The 15,170-nt window shown below is 70.2% G+C and carries 17 protein-coding genes; 8 read left to right on the top strand and 9 right to left on the bottom strand.

Annotated features, from left to right (window positions below):
* Nucleotides 1-7: 7 nt before the first annotated feature.
* From C5C07_RS11380 to C5C07_RS11370, 3 genes are all read left to right on the top strand, one after another.
* Complete coding sequence (locus C5C07_RS11380; protein WP_115805458.1) at nucleotides 8-1,552, top strand: acyl-CoA carboxylase subunit beta; 1,545 nt, start codon at nucleotides 8-10, stop codon at nucleotides 1,550-1,552.
* Entirely contained in the window at nucleotides 1,549-1,818 is a 270-nt protein-coding gene (locus C5C07_RS11375; RefSeq protein WP_004975108.1) for a hypothetical protein, read from the top strand. Before C5C07_RS11380 ends, C5C07_RS11375 begins: the two co-directional genes overlap by 4 nt.
* 63 nt (nucleotides 1,819-1,881) lie before the next feature.
* The gene (locus C5C07_RS11370) at nucleotides 1,882-2,190 is read left to right on the top strand and encodes a hypothetical protein (RefSeq protein WP_004975106.1); all 309 of its coding nucleotides are present in this window, start codon (nucleotides 1,882-1,884) and stop codon (nucleotides 2,188-2,190) included.
* Between the two features lie 36 nt (nucleotides 2,191-2,226).
* Here C5C07_RS11370 and C5C07_RS11365 read toward each other — a convergent pair whose 3' ends face one another.
* From C5C07_RS11365 to C5C07_RS11335, 7 genes are all read right to left on the bottom strand, one after another.
* Nucleotides 2,227-2,883 (bottom strand): glycerophosphodiester phosphodiesterase, encoded by a 657-nt coding sequence (locus C5C07_RS11365; protein ID WP_004975104.1) that lies wholly within the window; start codon nucleotides 2,881-2,883, stop codon nucleotides 2,227-2,229.
* 216 nt (nucleotides 2,884-3,099) lie between these two features.
* The gene (locus C5C07_RS11360) at nucleotides 3,100-3,288 is read right to left on the bottom strand and encodes a 30S ribosomal protein S17e (RefSeq protein WP_004042417.1); all 189 of its coding nucleotides are present in this window, start codon (nucleotides 3,286-3,288) and stop codon (nucleotides 3,100-3,102) included.
* Nucleotides 3,289-3,312: 24 nt separating this feature from the next.
* Nucleotides 3,313-4,014: a DUF447 domain-containing protein gene (locus C5C07_RS11355; RefSeq protein ID WP_115805093.1), complete on the bottom strand. Its 702-nt coding sequence runs from the start codon at nucleotides 4,012-4,014 to the stop codon at nucleotides 3,313-3,315.
* Nucleotides 4,011-4,871, bottom strand: coding sequence for a triphosphoribosyl-dephospho-CoA synthase (locus tag C5C07_RS11350; RefSeq protein WP_115805092.1), 861 nt, complete (start codon nucleotides 4,869-4,871; stop codon nucleotides 4,011-4,013). Before C5C07_RS11350 ends, C5C07_RS11355 begins: the two co-directional genes overlap by 4 nt.
* The gene (locus C5C07_RS11345) at nucleotides 4,871-5,662 is read right to left on the bottom strand and encodes a tRNA-dihydrouridine synthase (RefSeq protein ID WP_115805091.1); all 792 of its coding nucleotides are present in this window, start codon (nucleotides 5,660-5,662) and stop codon (nucleotides 4,871-4,873) included. The genes C5C07_RS11350 and C5C07_RS11345 overlap by 1 nt, the downstream gene beginning before the upstream one ends.
* Nucleotides 5,662-6,654 (bottom strand): 2-phospho-L-lactate transferase, encoded by a 993-nt coding sequence (gene cofD / locus C5C07_RS11340; RefSeq protein WP_115805090.1) that lies wholly within the window; start codon nucleotides 6,652-6,654, stop codon nucleotides 5,662-5,664. The genes C5C07_RS11345 and cofD overlap by 1 nt, the downstream gene beginning before the upstream one ends.
* A gap of 105 nt (nucleotides 6,655-6,759) precedes the next feature.
* Nucleotides 6,760-7,020: a hypothetical protein gene (locus C5C07_RS11335; protein ID WP_115805089.1), complete on the bottom strand. Its 261-nt coding sequence runs from the start codon at nucleotides 7,018-7,020 to the stop codon at nucleotides 6,760-6,762.
* 134 nt (nucleotides 7,021-7,154) lie between these two features.
* On the opposite strand from C5C07_RS11335, the gene C5C07_RS11330 reads away from it, so the two are divergent.
* From C5C07_RS11330 to C5C07_RS11310, 5 genes are all read left to right on the top strand, one after another.
* The gene (locus C5C07_RS11330) at nucleotides 7,155-7,757 is read left to right on the top strand and encodes a hypothetical protein (RefSeq protein WP_004975088.1); all 603 of its coding nucleotides are present in this window, start codon (nucleotides 7,155-7,157) and stop codon (nucleotides 7,755-7,757) included.
* Nucleotides 7,758-7,856: 99 nt separating this feature from the next.
* Nucleotides 7,857-9,029 carry an HD domain-containing protein gene (locus C5C07_RS11325; RefSeq protein WP_115805088.1) on the top strand — a complete coding sequence of 391 codons (1,173 nt, stop codon included), beginning with the start codon at nucleotides 7,857-7,859 and terminating at the stop codon, nucleotides 9,027-9,029.
* A 70-nt stretch (nucleotides 9,030-9,099) separates the two neighbouring features.
* Complete coding sequence (locus C5C07_RS11320) at nucleotides 9,100-10,323, top strand: HD domain-containing protein (protein ID WP_115805087.1); 1,224 nt, start codon at nucleotides 9,100-9,102, stop codon at nucleotides 10,321-10,323.
* Nucleotides 10,324-10,375: 52 nt separating this feature from the next.
* Nucleotides 10,376-11,389: an amidohydrolase family protein gene (locus C5C07_RS11315; protein WP_115805086.1), complete on the top strand. Its 1,014-nt coding sequence runs from the start codon at nucleotides 10,376-10,378 to the stop codon at nucleotides 11,387-11,389.
* A gap of 132 nt (nucleotides 11,390-11,521) precedes the next feature.
* Nucleotides 11,522-12,088 (top strand): universal stress protein, encoded by a 567-nt coding sequence (locus C5C07_RS11310; protein ID WP_004975080.1) that lies wholly within the window; start codon nucleotides 11,522-11,524, stop codon nucleotides 12,086-12,088.
* Nucleotides 12,089-12,119: 31 nt separating this feature from the next.
* Here C5C07_RS11310 and C5C07_RS11305 read toward each other — a convergent pair whose 3' ends face one another.
* A complete protein-coding gene (locus C5C07_RS11305; RefSeq protein ID WP_115805085.1) occupies nucleotides 12,120-13,253 on the bottom strand; it encodes a biotin--[acetyl-CoA-carboxylase] ligase in 1,134 nt (377 codons plus the stop codon).
* 66 nt (nucleotides 13,254-13,319) lie between these two features.
* On the bottom strand, nucleotides 13,320-15,122 hold the full coding sequence (gene pccA, locus C5C07_RS11300; RefSeq protein ID WP_004975077.1) for a propionyl-CoA carboxylase biotin carboxylase/biotin-carboxyl carrier subunit: 1,803 nt from the start codon (nucleotides 15,120-15,122) through the stop codon (nucleotides 13,320-13,322).
* Nucleotides 15,123-15,170 lie beyond the last annotated feature (48 nt).

The raw sequence follows: 15,170 nt of genomic DNA, 5'->3' as shown, positions 1-15,170 counted from the left end.
CATGACGATGGAAGACCGGATCGACGAACTCCGCGAGAAGCGCGAGGAAGCCCTGAAGGGCGGCGGCGAGGACCGAATCGCCTCCCAGCACGACAAGGGCAAGATGACCGCCCGCGAGCGCATCGACTACTTCCTCGACGACGGTACCTTCCGCGAGTTCGACCAGTTCCGGACCCACCGCAACCACAAGTTCGGGATGGAGGAGACGAAACTGCCCGGCGACGGCGTCATCACCGGCTACGGCGAGGTCGACGGCCGGACCGTCTTCGTCTTCGCCCACGACTTCACCGTCTTCGGCGGCTCGCTCGGCGAGGTGTTCGCCGAGAAGGTCTGTAAGGTGATGGACAAGGCGATGGAGGTCGGCGCACCCGTCGTCGGTCTCAACGACTCCGCCGGCGCGCGGATTCAGGAGGGCGTCCAGTCGCTCGGCGGCTTCGGCGAAATCTTCCGCCGCAACACCGAGGCGTCCGGCGTCATCCCGCAGATTTCGGCCATCATGGGCCCCTGCGCCGGCGGCGCGGTCTACTCCCCCGCGCTGACGGACTTCACGTTCATGGTCCGCGACACGAGCCACATGTTCATCACCGGCCCGGACGTCATCAAGACGGTCACGGGCGAGGAGGTCACCTTCGACGAACTCGGCGGCGCGACGACGCACACCTCGACAAGCGGGGTCGCCCACTTCGCCACCGACACCGAAGAGCAGGCGCTCGACGACATCCGCCACCTGCTTTCGTACCTCCCGCAGAACAACGTCGAAGACCCCCCGCGCGTCGAGCCGTGGGACGACCCCGAACGCGTCGACGACGACCTCGCCGAGGTCGTCCCCGACCAACCCCGCAAGCCCTACGACATCCACGACGTGCTCGACGGCGTCCTCGACGAGGGCTCGTTCTTCGGCGTCCAGGAGGACTTCGCGAAGAACATCGTCGTCGGCTTCGGCCGCCTCGACGGCCGTTCGGTCGGCATCGTCGCCAACCAGCCCCACGTGAACGCCGGCACCCTCGACATCGAGGCCTCCGAGAAGGGCGCGCGCTTCATCCGCTTTTGCGACTCGTTCAACATCCCCATCCTCACCTTCGTGGACGTGCCCGGCTTCCTGCCCGGCACGGACCAGGAACACAACGGCATCATCCGCCACGGCGCGAAGCTCCTGTACGCCTACTCCGAGGCGACGGTGCCGCTCATGACCGTCATCACGCGCAAGGCCTACGGCGGCGCGTACGACGTCATGGCCTCGAAGCACCTCGGCGCGGACGTGAACTACGCGTGGCCGACCGCCGAAATCGCCGTGATGGGCCCGCAGGGCGCGGTCAACATCCTCTACCGCGACGAACTCGACGCCGCGGACGACCCCGACGCCCGCCGCGACGAACTCATCGAGGAGTACCGCGAGGAGTTCGCCAACCCCTACACCGCCGCGGACCGCGGCTTCATCGACGACGTCATCGAACCCGGCGAGACCCGCGAGCGCCTCATCTCGGACCTCCGGATGCTGAACTCCAAGCGAAAGTCCCAACCCGACAAGAAACACGGCAACATCCCGCTATGAGCGGGGAGTTGCTGTCTGGGCTGTCGATTCCGGACGACGCCGACGCCGAGGAGGCCGCGGCCATCGCCGCCGCCGTCGGCGCGCACCTCCACGACCAGTCGGTCGCCGCGGCCGCCGCGGCCGCAGCGGACGGCGAGGAGACGTGGAACGAGCAGCGCTGGCGCTACGCCGGTCGCCTCGAATCGGTCACCGGCTGTGGCCGTCGCGTCCCCACCGGCGCGCCGACCGACGCGTGGGCCGCCTCGGGCCGCACCGACCGGTTCTGAGTCTGAGGACTGCAGTTTCACGACAGAACGCATACATTCTCGTCCGACATCAGTCGGACCAATATGGCCCAAACCGCGCTCGTCTGGCTGTTTCTCAACGCCGTCCTCGCCGGGTTCGCCGCCGTCGCGTCCGCCGCACACTACGCCGACGAGGGCGAACCCGACTTCGTCTCCGCGGCGCTCGCCGCCGTCTTCGCCGGGACCTGCGTCGAACTCGGGATGGCGAACGGCTACATTCACGATCGCGTCCTCCCGTCTGTCGCGGTCGGGGTCTGCGTCGTCGTCGCCCTCCTCTCGCTCGCGCTCGGTGTGAAACGGGACCAGACGGCGTTTCAGGCGTTCCGCGGCGACGCTCGGACTCGGTCTCGGTAACCGGCGGTCAGTAGCCGGCGGTCGATGCTCGGTAGTTCACTCCGCGAGTTTCGGGTCGTCGACGATGACGCCGTCCACACCGTACTCTCGAAGTCTCCGCGCGACCTCGCGGTCGGGAACCGTCCACGCGTTGACCTCGAAGCCGCGGCCGTGCGCCTCGTCCACCCGTGCCGACGAGAGCAGGTCGTAGTGCGGGTGGACGGCCGCGCAGTCGAGGTCGGCGGCGACCGACAGCGACTCCGTCCAGTCGGCCGCGAAGAGGAAGGCGACCGGGAGCGCGGTCGTCTCGCGCACCTCGCGGAGCGCCTCGGCGTCGAACGACGAGACGAGCACCTCGTTTCCCGCGTCGCCGACGACGGCGGCGAGGTCGTCGGCGAGGCCGGCCACCTTCAGTTCGACGTTGACCGCGACGCGGTCCGGCAGGGCGTCGAACACCGCGGCGAGCGTCGGAATCGACTCGTCGGAGTCGCCGACGGTGAGTTCTTGCAGGTCAACGAGACTCGTGTCGGCGACGCGGCCGGTCGCGCCCGTCAGGCGGTCGAGCGTCTCGTCGTGGAAGACGACGAGTTCGCCGGAGCCGCAGCGCCGGACGTCGAGTTCGACCCAGTCGAGTCGCGCCGCGGCCGCGTCGAAGGCGGCGAGCGTGTTTTCGGGGGCGAGGGCGGGACAGCCGCGGTGACCGATGACGCGCATGTCGGTGCATCGCGGGAGGGCGGACTAAACGCTTCCTCCGGACCGGTCGAAAGCGATGGTGAGCGGAGGGGAACGGTGGGGAGCAGTTCGTACGGGAATCGTTTACTGGGGACCGAGCCGTGCGGGCGTCGCGCGGCCCGTCGCGCGCGGACCGGCGCGGCCGCTCCGCGCGGGCTGGAGAAGATGTGTTCGCAGAGAGAATCGACTGACTCGAACTTACGCGCCCTGGCCGCCCTTCTTGCGCGTGATGTAGCCGGCGATGCGGTTGCGGACGCCCTTCGACTCGACCGTGGTCAGTTCTTCGACGCTGTCCTTGTTCGTCTCGAAGTCCGTGTTGAACGCCTGCGGGTATCGCTCCAGCAGGATGTTACCAAGCTGCTTGACGTACTTGGGCTTGATTGCCATGTCGGAAGATTCCCCGGACGAACACTAAAACGATTCGTTCCGTCTCGCGGCCGCCCGCTCGCGCCAGCCCGTCAACTCGTCGATTCGCGCGAACGCCTCGCGCTCTCTTTCCCCGCCGCATTTCCCGACCGTCTCGGCGAAGTACGCGAGCCGGTCCAGCAGGTCGTCGGTGTCGAACGCCGGCACGTCGAGGCGCGAGGCCGCCACCGTCGCGTCGATGACCGCGCCGAAGCCGCGATTGATGGTGAACGGTCGGCGTTGCTCGACCGCGGCATCGACGGGCCGGAGTTCCCATTCCTCCCACTCGGTCCCGCCGTCCTCGCCGGAATCGACCGCTGTCGCCTCGACTTCGGCCCACGCGTCGGCCGAATCGAGGAGCGGCGAGTCTCGCTCGTAGATGGTCATCGCGGCCTCGACGAACGCCCGCGGGTCGGAGACGAACTGGACGACGCCGCCCCCCTGCCGGTGGAAGTTCCGACGGGTTCGGGTGTTTCCCCACGTCGTCGCGGTCGCGGGCGGGTGAGAGCCGGTAGCCGAGCCGCCGCTGTCGTCGGTTCCGGCGTCGGACTCCGGCGCGCGGACGCCGAGCGCCGCGAAGTTCCACCGGTCGTTCGGCCCGAGCGTGGCGACGACCGTCTCGGTGACGCCGCGGAGTTCGACGGGCCAGTCGTCGCTGTCGCGGTCGCCGGCTCGACGCCCCGCGTCCGCTGTCTCGTCGTCGCTCACAGCGGGACCCCCCGCTCCAGCGCGACGAACGTCGCCGCGCAGACGATGTCGGCGGTCGTGCCGGGGTTGATTCCCTCGGCGACGAACTCGTCGGCCAGTTCCTCGGCCTCGTCGAGGTCCGAGACCGCGGCCGCGCGGTCCATCACGTCGCGGGCGACGGCCTCGCCGTGGTTCGTCGCGACGAGCGTGTCCGGTTCCTCCGCGAGGAGGTCGAGAAACGCGCGAGCGACGCGGTCGGTGACGGGGCCGTCGTCGGCGAGGATGGCCTCGGCCGCGCGGAAGGTCCGGGCGAAGCCGCCGGTCCACTCGCGGGCGTTGGCGTCGCGCTCGGCGCTGAGGTCCATCACGTCGTAGAGCGTGAACTCGCGGTCCCGGAGCGCGTCGGCCGCGTCGCCGCCGCGCCGAACGTCGAGGTCGGGGGCGTCATCGGGCACGTCGCCGACGGCCACGTCGACGTGTTCGAAGGCGCGGTAGAAATCGACCGCGTCGGCGACGGTGGTCGACTCGACCACGTCGGTCGCCCCGGCGGGAGAGAGGTCTCGGTCGTCGTCTGCCGCGGCCCGGACGAGCGGGGCGAGAAGCAGGAGACAGCCAAACTGGGTGTTCCCGCCGCCCTGTCGGCTCATGCCGGCGACCGCCTCCTCGAACGCCTCGCCGACGGGCGCGCCCGACGCGGCGAGTCCGAGGCCGGCCGCGGAGCCGACCGCGCCCGTCAGGAAGTGCTCGAAGCGCAGGTCCGAGAGGTCGCGGCGGCGGTCGACGTTCCCCGGCTTGGGCGTGCCGGCGACTTCGAGCAGGAGCGCGAGTTCGGCGTGGCGCGCGGGGCCGAACCCGCGGTCGGAGACGGGCGCGACCATCAGGCGGACACCCCGCTCTCGTCGCCCGAATCGGCCGCGTCCTCGCGGCCACCGAACCAGTCGTCCACGGCGGTTCGGACCCGGCGGAGGACCGCCGGGTTGTCGCTCGGCCGCCCGACGCTCACCGCGTCGGCCCCGTAATCGAGGTACTCGGTCGCCGTCTCGCGGTCGCGGACGCCGTTGTTGGCGACGAGGAAGAGTTCGGGCGCGGCGGCGGTCACGTCGGCAATCGCAGCCTCGGAGTCCATCGCGTCGACGTGGAGCCAGTCGGCCCCGGCGTCGGCGAGCGCGACCGCGAGGCTCGGGAGGTCCACATCGTCGATTTCGGCGCGGACTTTCGCGCCGACCGGCGCGCCCGACTCGGCGGCCGCGGCGACGTAGGAGGCCAGTCGGTCGGTGTCGCGCAGGAGCGTCTCGCCGCAGCCGACGGCGCGGAGTTCGTCCTGTCGGCAGTGGGCGTTTATCTCCACGCCCGCGCCGCGGTCGGCGCAGACGGCCGCGACCTCCCGAATCGGGGCCGGCGAGGTCGCCCTGACGTTGACCGCGACGAAGCGGTCCTCGCCGTCGAATCCGGCGAGGGAAGCGAGTTGGTCGGAGACGAAGGCGACCGGGTCGTCGGCGAGGAACTCCGAGCGCCCGCGGGCGACGAGTTCGCGGGCCGCCGCCTGCGAGGCGTCGTCGAGGGCGACGCCGCCGAGGAACGCCGCGCCGACGTGCGGTGCCGCGGCGTCCGCCCACGCGGCGTCGGACTCGCCGCTGAGGCTCGCGACGGCGACGCGCGGGTCGAACATCACGACACCTCCGCGAGCGCCTCGGCGACGGCGCGGGCGACGCGCTCGGCGTCTTCCGGGCCGTCGATTCGGGTGTCGGTTCTGACCACCGGGCGGTCGAGGTCGGTGCCGTCGTCGCGGTCGAGGACGAACGCGTCGGCGAAGGGGTAGGCCTCGGCGACGCCCGCGGTCGAGGGGTCGTAGCCGACGCCCTCCATGAGGTCGGCGGCGGGCCCGGAGAACACGGTGTCCTCGACGAACGGCGAGACGGCGACGACCGGCGTGTCGGCGAGGGCGTCCGCGAAGCCGTCGATGGCGAGCATCGGCCCGATGCTCGTGACCGGGTTCGAGGGACCGACGACGACGGGGTCCGCGAGGGCGTCGGCGACCTCGTCGGTGACGGTCGCGTCGGCAGCGCCGCGGAACTCAACGTCGCGGACGGCGGGGTCTGCCCGGCGGTGGACCCAGTACTCCTGGAAGTGCATCGTCCCCTCGTCGGTGTGAATCAGCGTCGCCACGGGGTCGTCGCTCATCGGGAGGAGCGACGCGTCGAGGTCGAAGGCGTCGGCGAGGGTTTCCGTGACCTCGGTCAGCGTGTCCCCTTCGTCGAGAAGCGAGGTTCGGGTGATGTGGACCGCGCGGTCGCGGTCGCCGATCTCCATGAACTCCGCGACGCCGGAGAAGCGACGCCAGCGGGCGATGTCGCGGCCGGCGGTCTGGGCCGATTCGGGGAGGTAGCGCGGGCCGGGTTCGAGGCCGGCCGCGTCGGCGAGCCGGTGGAGTTCGTCGTCGGTCGCGGTGGTGTCGCCGGCGACGCCCCACCAGCGGTCGGTGTCGAGGACGCCGCCGCCGGCGAAGAGGACGGTGTCCACGTCGGGACAGACGAGGTGGCCGCCGAGTTCCACGTCGTCGCCGGTGTTGGCGACGACGGTCGTCTCGGCGGGGTCGAACACCCCGGCGGCCCCGTCGAGGAGTTTGGGGGTGCCCGTACCCCCGGCGAGAAACGTAACCATGGTGCGCCGTAGGGCGAGTGTCCGTTTGAAAGTTCCTTCACCGGAGACGACGGCCGGTCGCGCGCCGCGAGGGGGATACGGCCGCGGAGACCGACGAAGCCCTCGTCAGGGCCCGCCGCGGTAGGCCACCGACACGTCGAACTCAGCGGGCATCACCTGTCCGGCGACCGCCTTCCTGACGAAATAACCCGAAAAGCCGGTCGTCACGGCCGCTCCGAGGCCGGAGACGACGAACATCACGCGCCCGGCAGTCACGCCGGTCAAGGCGCTCATCGCGGCCCAGTAGCCCGCGAAAGCCATGGAGAGACAGGCGAAGCCGAGGAGCGCGTAGCCGACGGCGTTTCCGAGCGCCGAGCGGAGACTCATGTCAGCGTCTCGTCGCCCCCGAGTGAAACGGTTTGTGGGCGGTCGAACCACCGCCATCACCGTTCGACGGGGCGGACTACAGACAACACGCGTCACAGAACGGCTATCGCCGCAGCGAGACGAATATACCATCCATGGAATTGTCACCTCGAACCACGGTCGCGGTCGCGGTCGTTCTCGTCGTCGCCGCCGTCGCCGGTGGCCTGCTCGCCCTCGATTTCGAGGCGGCGAGCTACGAGACGACGGCCTCGGCGACCGCCGCGTCGGGCGGGGCGAACGTCGATTCGCTCCCGCCGGTTACCGACGGGACCCTCGTGGTCGACGCGCCCGAAGCCGTCCGCGACGACCTCACGGCAGCACTCGTCGAATCGTTCGCGGAGCGCGGCGTGACCCTCGAACCGGCCGACGCCCGCGACGAGGACGTTGATGGTCCGGTCGTGGTCGTCGTCGTGGACGAGTGGGACTCGCGCTGGAACCCGGTCGCGCCTGCGGGGTCGGTGGCGTGGCGCGCGGCCTTCGACGCCGGCGGGCACGCGAGACACGTCGACGCGGCGCTCTCGGGCGACGCGCTCGTCTTCGAGTCGACCGACGGTCCCGACCTCGCGGGGTCGGTCGAAGCGTCGGTCGACAGCGCCGGAACCGGGGTCGTCAGCCGACCCGCCTACCGCGCGCACCTCGTCGGCGTCGTCGCCGACGCGACCGCAGAGCAGGTCGTCGGGCAGTTCTCCCAGCGGTGAAGCGGGCGGAACGGGGCCGAACGGCCGCACGGGCAGCCATTCCGTCCCCGCGACGACCCGAATGCTCGGCTATTTGACTCCTCTCGTGCAACACCCGTTATGACCGCCGTCAAGGACAGCGTCCACGACTACATCTCGCTCGACCCCGTGGCCGCCGAACTCGTCGATACGCCCGCCTTCCAGCGGCTTCGACACATCAAACAGCTCTCGACGGTCCGGCTCGTCTACCCCTCCGCGAGCCACACGCGGTTCGAACACAGCCTCGGCGTCTACCACCTCGCCTCCCGCGCCCTCTCGCACCTCGGCGTCGACGGCGACCGCGCCGCTCACGTCCGCGCCGCCGCGCTCCTCCACGACATCGGCCACGGCCCCTACGGCCACCAGACCGAGGACCTCATCCGCCGGCGCACCGGCCGCGACCACGACGAGATTCACCATCTGCTCGACGGGACCGAGGTCGGCGACGTCCTGACCGACCACGGCCTCGACCCCGCCCGCGTCGCTGACATGGTCGACGGCGCGGGCGGCCTCGGCCAGTTGGTTTCGGGCGAGTTGGACGTCGACCGGATGGACTACCTCGTCCGCGACGCCCACCACACGGGCGTCCCCTACGGCACTATCGACCACGGCCGCCTCGTCCGCGAACTCCGGTACCGGGACGGTGAACTCGTGTTGGCCGAGGGGAACGTCCAGACCGCCGAATCCCTGCTTCTCGCCCGGGCGCTGATGAACGCGACCGTCTACCGTCACCACGTCTCCCGCATCGCGGGCGCGATGCTCGAACGCGCCTCCGAGCGCCTCGTCGACGGCGGCGTGCCAATCGAGGCGTTCGTCCGGATGGCCGACCACGACCTGCTCGTCGCGCTCGGCGAGCGCGTGCCCGACCTCGGCCGCCGAATCGAGCGCCGCGACCTCTACAAGCGGGCCGTCTGGGCCCCCATCGACGCCGTGCCGACCGACGTGGTCGAACTCGACTTCGAGGCGACGCGGGCGGCCGAGCGGGACGTCGCCGACGCCGCCGACGTGTCGCCCGAGTCGGTCATCGTGGACGCGCCGTCGCGCCCGCGAATCAAGGAGTCCCGGTCGCGCGTCGTCGTCAACGGCGTCGTCCGGCGGCTCGAAGACGCCTCGGAACTCGTGGGCGCGCTTCGGTCGGCCGAGCGGACGCAGTGGCGACTCGGCGTCTACGCGCCCGACGCGGTCCGCGACGAGGTGGCCGCGGCCGCCGTGGACGTGCTCGGGCTTCCGGTTCGCGTGACGACCCCGGTCTGAGGCGCGGAGAGAGCCGGAGACACACCACCCGTCCGACCCTTTTTCACCGATGGCGGCCGATTCACCCACAATGACGACCATCAAGGACAGCGTCCACGACCACATCGAGGTCGAGGGCGCGGCCGAAGCCCTCCTCGATACGCCGGAGATGCAGCGGCTCCGGCGCATCAAGCAGTTGGGAACCGTCCAACTGGTCTACCCCTCGGCGAACCACACGCGGTTCGAACACAGCCTCGGCGTCTACCACCTCGCCTCCCGCGCCCTCTCGCACCTCGGCATCGAGGGCGACGCCGCCGCCCACGTCGAGGCCGCGGCGCTCCTCCACGACGTGGGCCACGGACCCTACAGCCACAACATCGAGGACGTGACCCACCGCCACACCGGCAAGTACCACGACGACGTGGAGGAACTCGTCGCCCGCGGGACCGTCGGCGAGACGCTTGAGGACGAGGGACTGGACCCCGAGCGGGTCGCCGCCTTAGTCGAGGGCGACGGCGAGTTCGGCCAGTTGGTCTCCGGTGAGTTGGACGTCGACCGGATGGATTACCTCGTCCGCGACGCCCACCACACCGGCGTCCCCTACGGCACCATCGACCACGAGCGCCTGATTCGAGAGCTGACGTTCGTCGACGGCGAGTTGGTCCTCGCCGAGGGAAACGTCCAGACCGCTGAATCGCTCCTGCTCGCCCGGGCGCTCATGAACCCGACCGTCTACCAGCACCACGTCGCGCGCATCTCGAAGGCGATGCTCCGGCGCGCGTCGGAGCGACTGCTCGCCGAGCCGGACATCGACGCCGAGGAGCTTCGGCGGATGGACGACCCCGACCTGCTCGTCGCGCTCAAACTCACCGACTCGACGAGCGCCTTCGCCGAGCGACTGGCCACCCGCGACCTCTACAAGCGGGCCGTCTGGGCGGAGTTGCCGAACGTCCCCGACTCGATTATCGACGCCGGGCACGACGCGCTCGCGGCGTTCGAGCGGGACATCGCCGACGCCGCCGACGCGTCGCCCGAGTCGGTCATCCTCGACGTGCCCTCGCGCCCGTCGATGACCGAGTCGTCGTCGCGGGTGATGGTCAACGGCGAGATTCGGCAGTTGGAGCGGGAGTCGCCGCTCGTGCAGGCGCTGCGGACCGCACAGGAACAGCAGTGGCGACTCGGCGTCTACGCCCCGCGCGAGGAGACGGAGCGCGTCGGCCGCGCGGCCGCGGACGTGCTCGGCCTCGACGTCGACGGCGCGCTCGTCGCCGAGGTCAGAAGCGGCCTCAACGCGACGCTCGACGAGTTCGAGTAATCCCCGTCCCGAGACGGGAGGTTCAAGCACCGCCGAGACGCATTCGAGAGCGATGCAACTCGAGGGTACGATACTCCGCGGCCGCGACTTCGACCCGGTCGAGGGGCGGGTCGTCGTCGAAGACGGCACGATAACCGCAATCGAGGAGACGGCGACCGAGTCGACGGACATCATCTTGCCCGCGTTCGTCAACGCCCACACCCACCTCGGCGACTCCATCGCCAAGGAGGCCGGCGAGGGACTGTCGCTCGACGACCTCGTCGCGCCGCCGGACGGATTGAAACACCGGCTCCTCCGCGCGGCGAGCACCGAGGAGAAAGCCGCCGCGATGCACCGGTCGCTCCGGATGATGGAGGCCGGCGGCACGGCGGCCTGTCTGGAGTTCCGCGAGGGCGGCGTCGAGGGCGTCGACGTCATCCGGCGGGCGCTCGACGGCCGCGACATCGAGGCGGTCGTCTTCGGGCGCGAGACGGCCGACGCGATGGAAATCGCCGACGGCTTCGGCGCGTCGGGTGCGCGCGACGGCGAGTTCGGCGCGCTCCGGAACGCGACCGCGGCCGCCGGAAAGCTGTTCGGCATCCACGCGGGCGAGCGCGACGCCCACGACATCAACGCCGCGTTGGACCTCGAACCGGACTTCCTCGTCCACATGGTCCACCCGGAGGCGCTCCACCTCGAACGCGTCGAGGACAGCGAGATTCCCGTCGTCATCTGCCCGCGGTCGAACCTCGTCACCGACGCGGGCGTCGCGCCGATTCGCGAACTGGTCGACCGCACCACCGTCGCGCTCGGCACGGACAACGTGATGCTCAACAGCCCTTCGATGTTCCGCGAGATGGAGTTCACCTCCAAGCTGGCGGACGTTTCCGCCGCCGAGGTCCTCCGCATGGCGACCGTCAACGGGGCCGACATCGCCGGGCTGAACTACGGCCTCGTCGAGGAGGGCCGCGACGCCAAGCTGCTGGTCCTCGACGGCGACACGGACAACCTCGCGGGCGTCGAGGACGTGGTCCGCGCCGTCGTCCGCCGCGCCGGGCAGGCGGACGTGAAAGACGTGTACCTCTGAGTTCGGGCGACGTCCCCGCCTTCCGCTTCCGACCGAAGCCGCCCAGAACTCCCATGGAACCGACCTATTCTCGCAGTACTCCTCCCGTAGCAAAGGGTTATTACCGACCCCGAGAAAATGTTATCAAGTGTCATGGTGTTGTACGACCGAATCATCGTTCCCATCGACGGCTCCGCCGGCTCCGAGCGCGTCGCGGTCCACGCGGCGGCGTTAGCGGCCGTTCACGATGCGGAACTCCACGGGGTGTACGTGGTGAACGCCGGGAGCTTCGCGGGGCTCCCGATGGAATCGTCGTGGGAGGGGCTCGACGACATGCTGCGCGCCGACGCCGAGTCGGCGCTCGACCAGGTCGAGCGCGCGGCCGAGTCGCAGGGCGTCCCCGTCGAGACGCACGTCCTCGAAGGGACGCCGAGCCGAGAAATCGTCGAGTTCGCCGAGCGCGGCGGGTGCGACCTCATCGTGATGGGAACCCACGGCCGCGGCGGTATCGACCGCCTCCTCCTCGGGTCGGTCGCGGAAAAGGTCGTCCGGGCGTCGAAAGTCCCCGTCCTGACCGTCCGCATCGAGGGCGGCGGCGACGACGCGGACGAGTTCGCCGTCGAGGTACCGGACGACGCCGCGCCCGAGTCACCCGCGGATTCTCCCGCGGAGGCTGACGCCGCCGCCGATTCGACGGCGACCGCCGACGGCGGAGAATAGCGACGTAGCCGCGCGGAGGTCGGTCGCGGTTTCAGCGCCCGCCGTCGGCCGGGCGCAGGTGTTCGCAGTCGCCGGCGTGGACTCGTTTTTCGCCCTCGTCGGTTCGAACGACGAGCGTGCCGGGGTGTTCGATATCGACCGCCTCCCCCTCGATGACGCCGCTCGCGGTGTGGACGCGGACCCGCCTGCCGAGCGTGTCCGCCCGCTCGCGCCACGCCGGGAGGACGGCGTCGATGTCGCCGCGCAGTTCGTCGAAGCGTTCGAGCACCCGCTGGACGAACACGCGGCGTTCGACGGGACCCGCTTCCGCGGCGACGCTCGTCGCGCCCTCGGGGAGGTCCGCGGGGTCGAGGTTGACGTTGATTCCGGGGCCGATGACGAGCCACGAGACGCGGTCGGCCTCGCCTTCCATCTCGGTGAGGATGCCGCAGAGCTTTCGGTAGCCGCGGCTGTCGGCGGGCGTGTCGGAGTCCTTCGAACCTCCGCTCGCTTCGCTCGCGGAAATGCCGTCTGCATTCGCAGACGAACCGCCACTCGCTTCGCTCGTGGCAACGCCACCGGCGTGAGCCGGTGAACCTCCGCTCGCTTCGCTCGCGGAGACACCGTCGGACTCTGACGCGCCCGACGGGTTATCGTTCGCTTCGCTCACGATAACGTCGTTCGGCCACTTGATGCTCGCGTCCACCCCGGCCTCGCGCGCCGCGTCGCAGACGGCAACGGCCATCGCCAGCGTGTACAGCGGGGCGTACGCCGGCGGTTCGTCGGGGCGCACGAGCAGGCTCATCCAGACGCCGCCGTCGGGCGCGGACCACTCGCGGTTCTTTCTCCCCCGGCTGGCGGTCTGCTCGCGGGCGACGACGACCACGTCGCTCGCGCCCTCGGCGGCGAGTTCGCGGGCGCGGACGTTCGAGGAGTCGAGCGTCTCGTGGAACTCGATGTCGTAGTCGACTTCGAGGCCGTACTCGATTGCCGGGCCGCCGTACTCCGGCACGTCGGTGACGACGTAGCCGTCGCCGGCGCTCTCGACGCCGAACCCCTCGTCGCGGAGTGACTCGACGTGCTTCCAGACGGCGGCGCGGGAGACGCCCAGTCGGTCGGCGAGGTCGGGCCCGGAGACGGGACCCTCGGCGAGTGCGTCGAGGAGGGCGCGTCGCGTGTCGCTCATGCGGGTGGATACCGGCGCACGGGAAAAGAGGTTCGCGGTTCGGGCGTCGGTCCCGAGGTCTCGGGACTATTCGAGGACGAGCAGCACGTCGCCCATGTCGACGCTGTCGCCCTCGGAGACGAGGACCTGCGAGACGGTGCCGCCGCGTTCGGCGACCACGTCGTTTTCCATCTTCATGGCTTCGAGGATGCAGACGGTGTCGCCGGGTTCGACCTCGTCACCCTCCTCGACTTCGACGGAGAGGATGGTCCCCTGCATCTCGGCGGTGACGGACTCGCCGTCGCCCTCGATAATCTGCTGGGAGTCGTCGTTCCCGCCGTCGTCGCGGCGCTTGCGCGGGCCGGAGGAGTTGGATTTGCCCGCGGACGCGTTACCGACCGGGATGGCGGGCGCGCCGCGCTCTTCGAGGCTGACCTCGAAGCGCTTGCCGTTGACTTCGACGGTGAAGGTGCGTTCCGTGACCTCGTCGTCGTCGTCATCGTCGGCGACGGCCTCGGGCGACCAGCGCTCGACGGCGGCCTGAATGCGGTCGGGGTCGAGCACCTCGTCGAGGTACTTCGTCGTGTGGCTCCCCTCGCGGAACGCCTCGTCGGTGAGCATGAGGCGGTGGAACGGGATGACCGTGCGGAGCCCCTCGATATCGAACTCGGCGAGCGCGCGCTCGGCGCGGGCGAGAACCTCCTCGCGGTCCGAGGCGGTGACGATGAGTTTGGCTATCATCGAGTCGTAGTCGCCACCGATTTCGTCGCCCTGACGGACGGCGTCGTCCATGCGGACGCCGATGCCGCCCGGCGGGTCGTAGGTCGCGAGCGTGCCCGTCGCGGGCGCGAACTCCTTTTCCGGGGCCTCTGCGTTGATGCGGAACTCCATCGAGTGGCCCTCGATGTCCACGTCGTCCTGCGAGAAGTCGAGTTCCTCGCCGGCGGCGACGCGCAGTTGCCACTTCACCACGTCGAGGCCCGTCACTTCCTCGGTGACGGTGTGTTCGACCTGGATGCGCGTGTTGACCTCCATGAAGTAGAACTCGCCATCTTCGACGAGGAACTCCACGGTGCCGGCGTTGGTGTAGTCGGCGGCGCGGACGCCGCGGCGGGCGGCCTCGCCGATGCGCTCGCGCAGGTCGTCGGACAGCGCCGGCGACGGGGCCTCCTCGATGACCTTCTGGTGGCGGCGCTGGAGCGAGCAGTCGCGCTCGCCGAGGTGGCGGACGTTACCGTGCTCGTCGGCGAGAATCTGCACCTCGATGTGGCGCGGCGCTTCGAGGTACTTCTCGACGTAGACGGAGGCGTTGTCGAAGTACGCCTCGCCCTCGCGCTTTGCCGTCTCGAACTGCTCGTCGACCTCGTCCTCGGAGTGGACGACCTTCAGGCCGCGGCCGCCGCCGCCGCCTTCGGCCTTGATGGCGACCGGGTAGCCGAACTCGTCGGCGACGTCCTTCACGTCGTCGGCGGAGTCGGCGGGCTCGGTCGTGCCGGGAACGACCGGCACGTCGGCGTCCTGCATGAGCGCGCGGGCCTTCGTCTTCTCGCCGAGGCGCTCCATGGCGTCGGCCGACGGGCCGACCCACTTGAACTCGGACTCCTCGACCTTCCGGGCGAACGCGGCGTTCTCCGCGAGGAAGCCGTAGCCGGGGTGGATGGCGTCGGCGTCGGCCTTCCGCGCGGCCTCGATGACCGACTCGTGGTCGAGGTAGGAATCGGCCGCGCGGGCGGGACCGATGTTGTACGCCTCGTCGGCGTACCGCACGTGCCCGCCGTGTTTGTCCGCCTCGCTGTAGACGGCGACGGTCCGGACTCCTAACTCCTCGCAGGCGCGCATGACGCGCACCGCGATCTCGCCTCGGTTGGCGACGAGAACCTTGCTGAACATTTGCGGTAGTCTTTCAGGGAACCGCACGTTATTCTATCGGTTTTACCA

This window comes from Haloferax sp. Atlit-4N, from assembly GCF_003383025.1.
Taxonomy (GTDB): domain Archaea; phylum Halobacteriota; class Halobacteria; order Halobacteriales; family Haloferacaceae; genus Haloferax; species Haloferax gibbonsii.
The sequence above is the reverse complement of the archived record's forward strand: the minus strand, read 5'-3'. Positions and strand labels throughout refer to the sequence as shown.

Bases quoted from the DNA above. Each gene is read 5' to 3' on its own strand.
- C5C07_RS11380 (WP_115805458.1), top strand. From the start codon at position 8: ATGGAAGACCGGATCGACGAACTCCGCGAGAAGCGCGAGGAAGCCCTG.
- C5C07_RS11375 (WP_004975108.1), top strand. From the start codon at position 1,549: ATGAGCGGGGAGTTGCTGTCTGGGCTGTCGATTCCGGACGACGCCGAC.
- C5C07_RS11370 (WP_004975106.1), top strand. From the start codon at position 1,882: ATGGCCCAAACCGCGCTCGTCTGGCTGTTTCTCAACGCCGTCCTCGCC.
- C5C07_RS11365 (WP_004975104.1), bottom strand. From the start codon at position 2,883: ATGCGCGTCATCGGTCACCGCGGCTGTCCCGCCCTCGCCCCCGAAAAC.
- C5C07_RS11360 (WP_004042417.1), bottom strand. From the start codon at position 3,288: ATGGCAATCAAGCCCAAGTACGTCAAGCAGCTTGGTAACATCCTGCTG.
- C5C07_RS11350 (WP_115805092.1), bottom strand. From the start codon at position 4,871: ATGGTCGCGCCCGTCTCCGACCGCGGGTTCGGCCCCGCGCGCCACGCC.
- C5C07_RS11345 (WP_115805091.1), bottom strand. From the start codon at position 5,662: ATGTTCGACCCGCGCGTCGCCGTCGCGAGCCTCAGCGGCGAGTCCGAC.
- cofD (WP_115805090.1), bottom strand. From the start codon at position 6,654: ATGGTTACGTTTCTCGCCGGGGGTACGGGCACCCCCAAACTCCTCGAC.
- C5C07_RS11335 (WP_115805089.1), bottom strand. From the start codon at position 7,020: ATGAGTCTCCGCTCGGCGCTCGGAAACGCCGTCGGCTACGCGCTCCTC.
- C5C07_RS11330 (WP_004975088.1), top strand. From the start codon at position 7,155: ATGGAATTGTCACCTCGAACCACGGTCGCGGTCGCGGTCGTTCTCGTC.
- C5C07_RS11325 (WP_115805088.1), top strand. From the start codon at position 7,857: ATGACCGCCGTCAAGGACAGCGTCCACGACTACATCTCGCTCGACCCC.
- C5C07_RS11320 (WP_115805087.1), top strand. From the start codon at position 9,100: ATGACGACCATCAAGGACAGCGTCCACGACCACATCGAGGTCGAGGGC.
- C5C07_RS11315 (WP_115805086.1), top strand. From the start codon at position 10,376: ATGCAACTCGAGGGTACGATACTCCGCGGCCGCGACTTCGACCCGGTC.
- C5C07_RS11310 (WP_004975080.1), top strand. From the start codon at position 11,522: ATGGTGTTGTACGACCGAATCATCGTTCCCATCGACGGCTCCGCCGGC.
- C5C07_RS11305 (WP_115805085.1), bottom strand. From the start codon at position 13,253: ATGAGCGACACGCGACGCGCCCTCCTCGACGCACTCGCCGAGGGTCCC.
- pccA (WP_004975077.1), bottom strand. From the start codon at position 15,122: ATGTTCAGCAAGGTTCTCGTCGCCAACCGAGGCGAGATCGCGGTGCGC.